Here is a 12,422-nt window from a genome sequence, read left to right as displayed (position 1 = left end):
GTCCTTCGTCGTGTGGTTGGTATCGGCGTGGTGCCTGCGCCGCCCCATACGGCGGGCGTCCTGTACACATCATAACATGGACGGCGGCGGCGTCTTTCTTCCGAGGATAAAAAACATTATGCTACTGCTGGACGGCACAGATTTCCTGGGACCGCATCCTGCGGGCGACGGCAGTCGGAATGGCCCGCCGCAGGGTCCGGCCATCGCGGAGGGATAGGGCATGGCGGTACGATTCGATTGGAAGTTCGCGCAGGGGTTTGTCCATCCGGACGAACTGGACAAGCTGCAGCCGTTCGTCACCGACGTCCACCAGCGTCTGCACGCGGGGGAAGTTCCGGGCAACGACTTTCTCGGCTGGATCCACCTGCCGTCGCAGACACTGGCGCGCGGGGTGGAGGATATCCTGGCGGCGGCGGACGAGATCCGGCAGCTCGCCGATGCGCTGGTGGTCATCGGGATCGGCGGCTCGTATCTGGGTGCGCGGGCGGCGTTCGAGTGGGTGAAGCCGGAGTATTACAATCAATTGCCGCGGGAGGTGCGGGGCGGGCCTGAGCTGTACTTCGCCGGCAACCACCTGAGCGCGGCGGGGCTCAAGGACCTGTTGCGCGTCCTCGACGGCAAGCGGGTCGTCCTCAACGTGATCTCGAAGTCGGGGACGACGACCGAACCGGCGGTGGCGTTCCGCGTCTTGCGCGATTGGCTGGTGCGGCAGGCCGGCGCCGCGGAGGCGAAGCGCCGGATTTACGTGACGACCGATCGCGCTCGTGGCGCGTTGAAACAGTTGGCGGATGCGGAAGGTTACCGGACGTTCGTCATCCCGGACGACGTGGGCGGCCGTTATTCGGTGCTGACGCCGGTCGGGTTGTTGCCGTTGGCCGCGGTCGGCGTCGACATCGTGGCGTTGCTCTCCGGTGCGGCGGCGGCGGAGGAGGCGTTGGCGACCCCGTCCCTCGCCGACAACCCGGCATACCGTTACGCCGCGCTGCGCAACATCCTTCTGCGCAAGGGCAAGACGACGGAGGTCCTGGCGTACTACGAACCGGCGCTGCGGATGTTCGCCGAGTGGTGGAAGCAGTTGTTCGGGGAGAGCGAGGGCAAGGACCAAAAGGGGTTGTACCCGTCGTCGATGGGTTTCACGACGGACCTCCACTCCCTCGGCCAGTACGTGCAGGAGGGTATGCGGACCCTGTTCGAAACGGTGGTGCGGGTCGTCCGCGACGACACCGGCCTGACCCTGCCTTCCGACCCCTCGGTCGACGACGGCCTGGAGTACCTGGCGGGCCGTTCCATCGCGTGGATCAACGACCAGGCACGGCTCGGGACCCAGCTCGCGCATGCGGACGGCGGCGTGCCGAACCTGTTGGTCGAGGTCGAGGACAGGCGTGAGCAGAGCCTCGGCGAGTTGTTTTACTTCTTCGAGCTCGCCTGTGCCGCAAGCGGCCTGCTCCTCGGCGTCAATCCGTTTGACCAACCGGGCGTGGAAGCGTACAAGCGGAACATGTTCGCCCTGCTCGGCAAACCGGGTTTTGAAGCGATGCAGGCCAAGTTGCGTGAGCGGCTGGGCCCATGAAAGCGAACGCTTGCGCGCGGCCGGGCCGGGTCAGCGCACAAGGCGTGCTCTCAAGCGGGCACGCCTTTGGTATGCGCTCCATCCGCGGTCTGCGCAGGCTGCCGGCTTGCGGCAGGTGTGTTACAATCTTTTTCGTCCCGAATGTTTCTGGTTCCGGAACGGCGCGGCGTGCTGCCCGCATCAGGCGTATGACCGCTTCATCACGGGGCAGCGCGCGTGCAGGAAGGGGGGACCCGCCATCGGCAGGGAAGCGGACGGCGCCAATCCGCGCCAGTTGTTGGCCGGGTTCGTCCGGTCGCACCTCTTCGCGTACGGGGTCGGAACGGGCGCCATCATCGCGTCGGAGTTCGTCATTGTGCAGTTTCCGCATCTTTTGGGGCGGTTCACCGATGCGTTGAGCGCCGGTCAGCTCACGCCGCGGGCGGTCGGGGTCTACGCAGCCCGACTCGCGGCCGTCGGCCTGTTGTACGTGCTGTTGTTCGGCGTCGGCCAGTTCAGCAACGGCAGGCTCGGCCGCGAGTTCGAATATGAACTGCGCCAGCGCTTGTTCAGCCACTGGGAGACGCTCTCGACCGCGTATTACCACCAGCGCAGCGTGGGCGATCTTCTCAACCAAGCCCTCAACGACGTGCGCACCGTGCGCGAGGCGATGGCGGCCGGACTCAACCAGTTGACCAACGCGGTCTTCCTGTTGTGTTCCACGCTGTGGATGACGCTGCGCACGGTCGACGTGCGTCTGACGCTGGCGAGCATGTTCCCGCTGTTGTTTGTGCCGGTGTTCGTGGTGGCCTTCGGTCCGCGCATCCGGCAGTCGTCGCGCCAGGTGCAGGAGCGGCTGTCCGATATGGCCGACCTCACCGAAGAGAGCTTGACCGCCATCCGGCTCATCAAGGCGACCGGCAACGAACCGGTCGAGGCCCGCCGTTTCGCCGAGCGGGTCGAAGCCATCGTGGCGCAGCAAATGCAGGTGTTCCAGCAGAGTGCGTTGTTCCAGAGCCTCATCCCGTTGATGGGGTCGCTCAGCTTCGCCGTTGCGCTCGTCTACGGCGGCGCCTTGACGGCAACCCGGCAGATCGGCATCGGCGAATTTGTCGCATTCACGCAATATTTGGGCATGATGCTCAACCCGTTGCAGCAGATTGGCAATGTCATCAACAACTTTCAACGGGCGTCCGCGTCGCTGTTGCGCCTCGAAGTGCTGCTCGCGGAGCGTCCGGACATCACCGATCCGCCGGCGCCCGTACTTGTGGAAGACATCCGGGGTGCCGTCGCCGTTCATGTGCCGGAGTTTCGCTACCCCGGCAGCGAGCGGCCGGTGCTGCGGGATGTGCACTTCGAGGTGGCGCCGGGGCAGACGGTCGGGATCGTCGGGCGGACGGGATCGGGCAAGACGACGCTGGTCAACCTGCTGCCGCGCATCTTCGATCCGCCGCCGGGCACGGTGTTCATCGACGGCCACGACGTGCGCGATCTGCGCCTTTCCGATTTGCGCGGCGCCATCGCCTACGTGCCTCAGGACGGGTTTTTGTTCTCGACGACCATCGGCGAGAACATCGCGTTTGCCCGGGAAGGGGTCAAGCGCGAAGAGGTGGAGCAGGCGGCGCGGCTGGCCTGCATCGACGAAGACATCGCCCGCTTCCCGGACGGTTACGACACGGTGATCGGCGAGCGCGGCGTCACCCTCTCCGGCGGACAGCGGCAGCGGACGGCCATCGCCCGGGCGCTTCTGAAGGACGCGCCCATCCTCATCCTCGACGACAGCCTGTCCGCGGTGGACATGAACACCGAGAAGCGGATCATCGAACACCTGCGGGCCTTGCGAGGGAGGCGGACGACGTTCATCGTCGCCCATCGCCTGTCGGCCGTGCGTGACGCGGACCTCATCCTGGTCCTCGACGAGGGGCGGGTGGTCGAACGCGGCACCCATGAGGCGCTCTTGGCGCAGGGGGGCATCTACGCCGCGATGTATGCGCTTCAGGCAGCGGGGGAGGGGGTGAGCGCGTGAAGACGGACGGCGCGCGCACGGACGAACCGGTGCAGGGGGCTTCCGGACGCAATCTGCGCCGCCTCCTGGCGTACGCACGCCCGCACGCTTGGCATTTCGCGGTCATCCTGGCGCTGGTCGTGGTCTACAACCTGAGCGGCGTCCTCCAACCGTACCTGGTGAAAATCGCGATCGACGACGATTTAAACCCGCGGCACCCGCACTTGGCGGGGCTGTACGCCATCGGCGCCGTCTACGTCCTGGCGGTGCTCATCGGCGTGGCGGCCAACTACGCGCAGGTGATGGTGCTGCAGCACACCGGGCAGAACATCATCCGCGCCATCCGCCAGGACCTGTTCGAACACATCCTGCGCCAGTCGATGCAGTTTTTCGACCGGACGGCCATCGGGCGCTTGGTGACCAACGTGGCGAGCGACACGGAGAACGTCAACCAGTTGTTCACCCAGTTTTTTCTGAGCGTGGTCCGCGACGGGTTGTCCATCGCGATGATCATCGTGGCGATGTTCGAACTGGACGCGCGGGTGGCCCTTGAGTCGATGGTGCTGGTGCCCGTCATCTTCGCCATCTCCGTCGCCTTTCGCCGGCGGCAACGCGAGGCGTATCAGACCACGCGCACCCGGTTGTCGAACATGGTCGCGTTTCTGGCCGAAAACTTGGCCGGCATGCGCATCATCCAGATCTTTCATCAGGAAGCCCGGCAGGCGAGGGCGTTCGACGCCATCAACCGCGCCCATCGCGCGGCGAACATCCGGGAGTTCGGCGTCTCCGTGCTGTTCAACCGGACTCTGGATCTCACCGGCAACCTGGCCGTGGCGGCGGTGGTCCTCGTCGGCGGGGACGCGGTGCTGCACCAACAGATGCAGTTCGGCACCTTGTACGCGTTCATCACGTACATTCGCCAGTTTTTCGGCCCCATCAACACCATCACCCAACAATGGAACACCCTGCAGTCCGCGATGGTCTCGGCGGAGCGGATTGGCAACGTGCTGCGGGTCGAGCCCGCGGTGAAGGACCCGCCGGTGCCTTTGCCGGTCGATGTCCGGAAGGTGCAAGGGCGGGTCGAGTTCCGCCATGTGTCGTTCGCCTACGTCCCGGGGCAAACGGTGCTGCACGACGTGTCCTTCACGGTCGAACCGGGCATGTTCGTCGGTTTTGTCGGAGCGACGGGTGCGGGCAAGAGCACGTTGATGAGCCTGCTCGCCCGGTTTTACGATCCGGTGTCCGGCGCCATTCTCATCGACGGCATGGATATCCGCCAGATGCGCCAGGCGGATTTGCGCCGCCTCGTCGGCTTGGTGCAGCAGGACGTGCACCTGTTCACCGGGACGGTGGCGGACAACATCCGCCTTTTTCGGCCGGACATCCCGGATGAACAGGTGGTGGCGGCCGCCAAGGCGGTCGGCGCGGACCGGGTCATCGAGCGGCTGCCGGACGGTTACCGGACGCAGCTGTACGGCAAAGGCGCCAACCTGTCGATGGGGGAACGGCAACTCATCTCGTTCGCCCGCATCGTGGCGCTCAACCCTCCGGTCTTGATCCTCGACGAGGCGACGGCGAACCTGGACAGCCAGACGGAGCGATGGGTCCAGGAGGGGCTGCAGGCGGTGGCAAAATCGCGGACGACGCTCGTCATCGCCCACCGCCTCTCCACCATCCGGCACGCGGACCGGATCTTCGTCCTCGAGCAGGGCCGGATCGTCGAAGCGGGCACGCACGAGGAATTGCTCGCGCTGTGCGGCCGCTATGCCGACCTGTACGCCAAATCGGGGGTCGAGGCGGATCAACCCCTCGGCCTGGCCGCCAGCCGCAACTCCCCTGTGGTATGATGTTGGCAAGGTGTGCAAAGGGCGCGGCCAGACGGGCCGGCAGGGGGGATGTCGTCGTATGGAGGACTGGCGCGGTTCGCAGCCCGTGCGTGCCAAAACGGTCGGAGAGCTCCTGGATGTGACGTTTCAGGACTACCGCGACCACTTCCGGTACATCATGACCGCCGCCGTTTACGTGCTGGTGCCGTATTTGATCCTGCAGGTGTTGTTCACCCACCAGTCGGTCGGCCAAGCGCAGTCGTTGCTCAACACCCTGCTGTCGGGGAAGGACCTCAAGGCCTGGGAGAAGCTGCAGGTGCTGCAGGCGACCCCGCGCACCGTATGGGTTTCGTACGCCCTCGCGCTCCTGGCGGCGCTGGTGGTCAATCCGCTGCTCAACGGGACCATCGTCCGCTTCGTGGCCGCCAAGGAGCTGTGGGGGCGGCGGGTGGCGTTCCACGACGCGTTCTCGCACGCGTTTCGCCGCTTGCTGCCGCTCATCCTCACGTATATCCTGGTGTTCATCCTGTACATGGCGGCCATCTTCGTCGGCAGCGGCGCGACGGCAGGATTCATCGTGCTGGCGACGCTGCACGGTGTGTGGACGGTGGTGGGCGCGATCTTTGCCGCGGTCTTCGCGTGCGCTGCGTTGGCGTTCGTCGTCTGGGCCGCGGTGGCCGCGGAACTGGTGCTCCCGGTGGTGATGGCGGAAGACATCGGGTATTGGCGGGCCGTCGTACGGGTCTTGGCGCTTGTGCGCGGCAAGTTTTGGCGCACGTTCGGCTTTCTGTTTTTGCTCGGACTCATCCTTTTCGTCCTGCGCATCGCGGCCAACGGATTGGTCCTGTTCCTCATCAAGAGCGATGTGGTGTCGGCCGTCGTCCTCGGCATCGTCACCTTGTTCACGAGCCCGCTCTACGCCCTCGCGCTGTCTCACCTGTACACCGACCTGCGCGTGCGCACCGACGGGCTGGACCTGCCGCCGTGGCCAAGAGGAGCGTGAGGGTGCGTGCCCGGGCAGGGAGGCTACGCCGCGGCGCACCATGCACTGCAAGCCATCCTGCGCGATCCGGTATTCTCCGTCGCCGCACCGCCCTCTCCGTGGTGGGAGCGCCCCTTGCGGTGGGTGGTGGCGCACATCGTTCGCCTGTTCGTGCAGTCCGGCAACGGGGGCGTCGCCTGGGCCGCGCTGGCCGCCGGATTGGTGGCGGTTGCGGCGGGGTGGGCCGTGGTTCGGTGGCGTGGGCAGCGAGCGAGGTGGCGCCGTCCGTGGCCGTCCCACCGTCAGCCAGCCTCCATGTGGCAGGTGGCGACGGAAAGGCTGGCGGCGGGGGATGCCGCAGGGATGTTGGCGGTCTTGCTCGCCGCGGGCCTGGCGTACGCCCGGGCGGCCGGATGGTTGCCGGACCAGCCGGCCGCCGTCACCGTCCGCCGCCTGGTTCGGGACCTGGCGCGCACCGCGGCGCCGGCGGAGTTTGTGGCCCTGTTCACCACCTTGGCCCGCGCCCATGAGGCGGTGCGCTACGCCGGGCGCGCACTGGACGCCGCGGAAGCAGAACGGCTCCTCACCACGGCCCGGCGGGCGGGCTGGTTCGCGGAGGGCACGGAAGGCGGGGCGGAGGCACGTGGGCGATAAGCGGCGCATGCACGGTCAACGGGTGGCACAGCGCGAGAGGCAGGTGCGAAGTGAGGGGGCGGCGCGCAAAGCAGCGCGATCGGCAAGCCTCTCCTGGTGGCTGGCCGCCGCCCTGGTGGGGGTGTACGCCGCCACGGCCGTCGTCGTGCTGCCGCTTTCGTCGGCACCGCAAGCCGGGCCCGCGGGCATGAGCACGGTGAGCACGCCGGAAGGGAGTTTGGCTGTCAACCGGTTATGGCAACGCCTCGGCCGGCCGTTTCATGCCTCGACGACGCCGCCGGAGGCGTTGCCGGCGCGTCTGGAAGGTGTTTGGGTCGCCGTGGCACCTCAACCCGGGGCGTATCGTGCGCAGGACGTCCGCGCGCTGCTTTCGTTCGCAGCCCGTGGCAACCACGTCGTCTGGGTCACCGATCAAATGGACGGGGTGCTCCGGGCGCTCGGGTTGCGTCTTACGGCCTGCCCGGCGCAGCGCGTGACGACGGTGCGGGCGGTCGCCGCCGGCATGGCGGGCAATCCGTCGCCGCACCCGGTTCCGTCTCCCATTCCGGGCGGAACATGGCGCCATCTCGTGTTGACGGCCAACGTGCAGTTGCAAGGACCGGCTATCGCGGCGGCCCCGTGGCGGGAGGTGGCGGGCCATGCGGTGCTCGGGGTCCGCATCCGCCGGGGCAAAGGCCTCATCGATGTCTGGACCATCCCGTCCGCATGGGAAAACCGCGCGGTCGGAAGCGGGGACAACCTGCGCGTGGTCTGGGACCTCACCGGCCACGGGCCGGTGTGGTGGGACGAATACGGCCACGGCATCGCGACCGCCCATCCGTGGCCGCTGGTGTTCGGGAACGGCCGTGCGTGGGCGTTCGCTGCTTGGTTCATCGCCGCCTTGGCCTACGTCTTTTACGCTGTCCATCGCTTCGGCCGGCCGCGGCCGGCGCCGGAGGAGATGCCGCGCCAAGCGTCGGAATTTCTCGCCGCCTTGGCCCGCCATCTGGAGGCGCGGCAGCTCAGATCATACCAGACCGAGTTGGTCCAAGCCGCGGTGCGGCGGCGCATGGCGGCGAAACTCGGGTTGACCGCCCGGGCGGACTGGGCGGCCGTCGCGACCGCCGTGGCGCAGGCCGGCGACGAAGCGCTTTCGGCTGCGTTCGCCGTCTGGCAGGGTGTGCGCGCAGACGGAGCGGATCGCCCGCGCCGCTTCCGGGCGGCCACGCGCCGCTTGCTTTCCGTGCTGGAAGGAGGGGACAGGTCTCGTGCATGAGGCGATACGCCGCGTCTACACCCAGCTGTGTTCCGTCATCCGCGGCCAGGATGAAGCGGTGCGGCACGTGCTGTTCGGCCTGCTGGCCGGAGGACACGTCTTGTTGCAGGGGGTGCCGGGGGTCGGCAAGACCTCGCTCGCCAAGGCGCTTGCCCGCTTGTGCGGCGGTTCGTTCCGGCGCATCCAGTTCACGCCGGACCTTTTGCCGACCGACATCGTCGGCAATGCGGTGTTCCATCCGTCCGGGGAGCGCTACGAAATCGTCCGGGGGCCCATCTTCGCCAACGTCGTGTTGGCGGACGAGGTGAACCGGACGCCGCCGAAGACCCAGGCTGCGCTGCTCGAAGCGATGGAGGAGCGCCAGGTCACGCTGTACGGGGAGACCCTGCCGCTGCCCCATCCGTTCTTCGTGATTGCGACGCAAAACCCCATCGAGTACGAGGGGACGTATCCGCTGCCTGAGGCGCAGCTGGACCGGTTTTTGCTCCAGGTGGAGATGGACTATCCGCCGCTCGACGCGGAGGTGGAGCTGTTGACCGACCATGCGGCGGACGGCGCGGCGGATCGCCTGCCGGCGGCGGCAGAGCTGACCCTGGAGACATGGCGGGCGCTGTGCCGGGAGGTCGCGCGCGTCCGCGTGCAACCGAGCATCCTGCGCTACATCGCGGAGCTCGCCCATGCGACGCGATCGCGCCCGGAGCTGGTGCTCGGGGCGAGCCCGCGGGCGGCGACGGCGCTCCTCGACGCGGCGCGCGCCGCCGCGTACTGGGACGGGCGGGACTACGTGATCCCGGACGACGTCCAGGCGGTCATTCATCCGGTCTGGCGCCATCGGCTGCAGCTCAACCCGGATGCGGCGCTGGAAGGAGTGCGCACCGATGAAGTCATTGCGCGCGTCTTGGCAGCGGTACCTGTCCCGCGCTGACCGCATGCTGCCCGCGCCGCGGCTCGCGGTCTGGTGGGCGGTCTGCGGAAGCGTCTGCTTCGCGACGGTCGGGTGGGCGATTCCGGCTTGGTGGTGGTTCGTCGCCGGCGGTGTCCTGGCCGCTGTGTGCGCCGCCGACGGCTGGCGGTTGTCGCGGACAACCGTGGTGGACGCCCGCCTGGATTGGGAGGGGCTGTGGCAGATTGGCGTTCCGACGGAGGTGCGTCTCACGCTGCAGATGATGGGTCCGGACGCCGCGGCGGCCGCCCGCGCGGCCCGGGCGGGCGCTTGCTTCGCCGTCGACGACGGCCTGCCCCATACGTTCGCGCGGCCCGGTGCACCGCAGATGGAAGCGGCCGGCGGCCCCGGGCGCGTGGTGCTTACCTGGCGCCGCACCGTGGTGCCGGACCGGCGCGGCCGTTTCTGCCTCGAACCGGTGGACGTCCGCTGGCCGAGCCGCCTCGGTTTGTGGGTGCGGCAGCGGCGCTTTCCGCCTCCCGCCGCCGAGGCGCTGGTCTTTCCCGACCTGTCCACCTGGCGGTCGCAGGTGCTCGCCCTGCAGCAGGCACACCTGCAGGAGGGCCGCCGCGTGCAGGCGTACACGAGCGGACACACCCAGTTTGCGCACGTGGCGGAGTACACGCCGGACGACGACCCGCGGCGCATCAACTGGGCGGCATCCGCCCGCCGCGGGCGGCTGATGAAAAACGTGTACGAGCCGGAGCGCGGCCAGCAGGTGGTCATCGCCATCGATGCCGGCCGGTACATGGATGTGCGCGCGGAGTCGGGCAAGTCAAGGCTCGATCACGCCGCTGAGTGTGCCGCCGGACTGTTGGAGACCGCGCTCCGCGCAGGGGATCACGTGGGGCTGGTGGCGTTTCACAGCCGCCTCGTCACCCGCATCGCGCCGGGACGCGGTGACGCGCAGCGGGAGGCGGTGCTGGCGGCGCTCGCCCGCCTCGAGGCGGAGGCGGTGCAGACGCACTACGGCGCGCTGTTCGCCGCCCTCGCGGGCTGGTTCCACCGCCGCGGCCTCGTGGTCATCCTCTCCGATATCGCCAGCCTGGCGGAAGACACGGAATTGATTGGCTTGTTGCGGGATCTGCGCGGCCGGCACCAGGTGCTGTTCGTGTCGCTGGCCGACGCGGAGAGCGAGCGGACGGCCCGTTTGTTGCCGCGCCGCAAGCACGACTTCGCCCGCATTGCGGCGGCGGAATGGGTGCTGGCCGACCGGGCGGCCCAGCTCGCGCGCTTGCACCGCTACGGGGTGGCGGCCGTCGAGGCGCCGGCGGAGACGCTTGTGCCGCACGTGGTGCGGACGTACTTGCTGCGCCGCCGCCGGTTCGCGCTCTGAGACCGCCCTGCTTCCGGGTCACGCCGGATGGTCATCCGTGCGCCGGGACCGCCGGCCGGCCAAGCCGTAGTAACCTGCCCACAGGAGGGCGGTCGCGGCGGCGACGGCGAACTTCACCCCCATCGGCAGGCGAGAGGGCGTGACGAATCCCTCGATGGTGCCTGCGACGACGAGCATCGCGGCGACGCCAAACATCAGCTGCATGCCCTCCCACGCCCCCTGCCGCACCGCCTCGGCGCGCCGGCGGCCGCCGGGGTGAATGAGGGCATGGGCAAACCGGAGGCCGGCGCCGCCCGCGATGAAGATGGCGGCAAGTTCGGTCACGCCGTGCGGCAGGATGAGGGACCAGAACAGGGCCGACCGCCCGGCCCGCTGGAACAAGGCGGCGAGGGCGCCCAGCATCACCCCGTTCTGCCACATCATGTACAGGGTGAACAACCCGCCGGTGACGCCGCCGGCGAACGCATAGAGGGAGACTTGGATGTTGTGCGTCATGATGAAGCTGGAGAGGACAGGCGCATCGACGGCGTGCGGGCCAGCCTGCTCCGGTTGCACCTGTGTCGCGATTTCCGGCGGCAACAGCCGGTAGGCGTTGAGGGGCAGGCGGTAGGTCGCCGCGAATGCGAACAGGATGCCGGCGAGCGAGACGGCGGCGGCCAGCGCGATGTACCCGGACAGACGCCGGACCAAACGAGGGTAGTCTGCGGCCCAAAAGCGGAACACCCGTCCAAACCCGTCCCGCTCCCGTCGGTACAACCGGTTGTGTGCCGCGGTGACCAGGCTGTTGAGGTAGGCCGTGACCGGATGGGCCGGGAAACGCGTCCGGGCGACGGCCAAATCGCGCACCGCCCGCCGGTAGAGATGGATGAAACGCGCGAGTTCCTGCGGGTTGCGAAACCTGCGCGCTTTGCGCAGGTGCGCATCCAGTTCACGCCATGCGGCTTCGCGTTGGGCGCGAAACGACGTGACGTCCATGCGTCTTTTGTCTCCTTTCTGACGCGGAGGGAGGTGCCGCCGTGCAACGGCCAGAAGTGAAGGTGATGACGCCGGAGCGGGTGGAGCTTGTGTTCACGCTCGCCGGCATCGGTACGCGTGCGCTGGCGTTCCTCATTGACCGGCTGATCATCCTTGGCGTTTACGTCCTCTTCGCGCTCGCCGCCTGGGGCTTGTGGTACGCCTTGCCCGCTCGCCTGCACGATGTACTCATCGGCGTCATGGTCATCCTCGCGTTTTTTACGCCGTTTCTCTATCACATCGGCTGCGAATATTCTACCTCAGGCCAGACGGTGGGGAAACGCTGCCAGCGCATCCGGGTTGTCCGCCGTGACGGCAGGCCCGTCACGTTCGCGGCCGCAGCGGTGCGCAACGTGTTGCGGGTGGTGGACGGATTTCCCGTGGGGTATCTGGCGGGCGTCGTGGTGATGCTCATCGACCCGAAGGCGCGGCGCGTCGGGGACCTCGCGGCCGGCACCATGGTGGTGCTCGACAACCGCCGTCTGCAGCTTGCGCCGCTGCCGGCGGGCACACCGTGGGAGGACGCGGGTACCTCCGGCGGCACGGTGGAAGCCGCGCCCCCGGCCTCGGCCGCCGTCACCGTCCGCCTGCCGCGGCGGCATGTGACCTTCGTGCTGCACGGAGAACTGCCACCGGGATGGGAGGACACCCTCCGGGCGCTCGTCAAGCGGCGCCGCCAGCTGGCGCCCGCCATCTGGCGGGATCGCGTCCGGGAGGCGTGGGAAGCGACGCTGGCCCTGCCCGGTGTCGCGCTGCTACGGCCGCCTGACGAGCGGCCGCTCACGCCGCGCGAACAGGCGCAGCTCCTGCGCGCCCTCGTCCGCGCGGTGCGCAAGCAGGCGCGCGCAAAGCGGCGCC

At 68.3% G+C, this 12,422-nt stretch carries 10 protein-coding genes; 9 read left to right on the top strand and 1 reads right to left on the bottom strand.

What is annotated here, in order from left to right; all coding sequences use genetic code 11:
• Window positions 1-220: 220 nt before the first annotated feature.
• The 8 genes from IEX97_RS08785 to IEX97_RS08750 are packed head-to-tail and all read left to right on the top strand — an operon-like array spanning window position 221 to window position 10,550.
• Window positions 221-1,570, top strand: coding sequence for a glucose-6-phosphate isomerase (locus IEX97_RS08785; protein ID WP_188882440.1), 1,350 nt, complete (start codon window positions 221-223; stop codon window positions 1,568-1,570).
• Complete coding sequence (locus IEX97_RS08780; RefSeq protein ID WP_229776698.1) at window positions 1,551-3,575, top strand: ABC transporter ATP-binding protein; 2,025 nt, start codon at window positions 1,551-1,553, stop codon at window positions 3,573-3,575. The genes IEX97_RS08785 and IEX97_RS08780 overlap by 20 nt, the downstream gene beginning before the upstream one ends.
• Window positions 3,572-5,401, top strand: a complete 1,830-nt coding sequence (locus tag IEX97_RS08775; RefSeq protein WP_229776696.1) for an ABC transporter ATP-binding protein — start codon at window positions 3,572-3,574, stop codon at window positions 5,399-5,401. The genes IEX97_RS08780 and IEX97_RS08775 overlap by 4 nt, the downstream gene beginning before the upstream one ends.
• 58 nt (window positions 5,402-5,459) lie before the next feature.
• Window positions 5,460-6,383 carry a hypothetical protein gene (locus tag IEX97_RS08770; RefSeq protein ID WP_188882438.1) on the top strand — a complete coding sequence of 308 codons (924 nt, stop codon included), beginning with the start codon at window positions 5,460-5,462 and terminating at the stop codon, window positions 6,381-6,383.
• A 6-nt stretch (window positions 6,384-6,389) separates the two neighbouring features.
• On the top strand, window positions 6,390-7,016 hold the full coding sequence (locus IEX97_RS08765) for a hypothetical protein (RefSeq protein ID WP_188882436.1): 627 nt from the start codon (window positions 6,390-6,392) through the stop codon (window positions 7,014-7,016).
• On the top strand, window positions 7,006-8,271 hold the full coding sequence (locus IEX97_RS08760) for a DUF4350 domain-containing protein (protein ID WP_188882434.1): 1,266 nt from the start codon (window positions 7,006-7,008) through the stop codon (window positions 8,269-8,271). The genes IEX97_RS08765 and IEX97_RS08760 overlap by 11 nt, the downstream gene beginning before the upstream one ends.
• Window positions 8,264-9,196 (top strand): AAA family ATPase, encoded by a 933-nt coding sequence (locus IEX97_RS08755; protein ID WP_229776694.1) that lies wholly within the window; start codon window positions 8,264-8,266, stop codon window positions 9,194-9,196. The genes IEX97_RS08760 and IEX97_RS08755 overlap by 8 nt, the downstream gene beginning before the upstream one ends.
• Window positions 9,150-10,550, top strand: coding sequence for a DUF58 domain-containing protein (locus tag IEX97_RS08750; protein WP_188882433.1), 1,401 nt, complete (start codon window positions 9,150-9,152; stop codon window positions 10,548-10,550). Before IEX97_RS08755 ends, IEX97_RS08750 begins: the two co-directional genes overlap by 47 nt.
• Before the next feature lie 18 nt (window positions 10,551-10,568).
• Here IEX97_RS08750 and IEX97_RS08745 read toward each other — a convergent pair whose 3' ends face one another.
• A complete protein-coding gene (locus tag IEX97_RS08745) occupies window positions 10,569-11,525 on the bottom strand; it encodes a stage II sporulation protein M (protein WP_188882432.1) in 957 nt (318 codons plus the stop codon).
• A gap of 41 nt (window positions 11,526-11,566) precedes the next feature.
• Between IEX97_RS08745 and IEX97_RS08740 the strand changes: the two genes are divergently transcribed.
• Window positions 11,567-12,422 (top strand): RDD family protein (locus IEX97_RS08740; RefSeq protein ID WP_188882431.1); only part of this gene is annotated, 856 nt, incomplete at its 3' end.

Source organism: Paenalicyclobacillus cellulosilyticus, from assembly GCF_014647315.1.
GTDB classification, from domain to species: Bacteria; Bacillota; Bacilli; order Alicyclobacillales; family Alicyclobacillaceae; genus Alicyclobacillus_J; species Alicyclobacillus_J cellulosilyticus.
Note: the sequence above shows the minus strand (reverse complement) of the source record. Positions and strands in the feature narration are given on the sequence as shown.

Coding starts and splice junctions, on each gene's coding strand:
- IEX97_RS08745 (WP_188882432.1), bottom strand. CDS start 11,525: ATGGACGTCACGTCGTTTCGCGCCCAACGCGAAGCCGCATGGCGTGAA.
- IEX97_RS08785 (WP_188882440.1), top strand. CDS start 221: ATGGCGGTACGATTCGATTGGAAGTTCGCGCAGGGGTTTGTCCATCCG.
- IEX97_RS08770 (WP_188882438.1), top strand. CDS start 5,460: ATGGAGGACTGGCGCGGTTCGCAGCCCGTGCGTGCCAAAACGGTCGGA.
- IEX97_RS08750 (WP_188882433.1), top strand. CDS start 9,150: ATGAAGTCATTGCGCGCGTCTTGGCAGCGGTACCTGTCCCGCGCTGAC.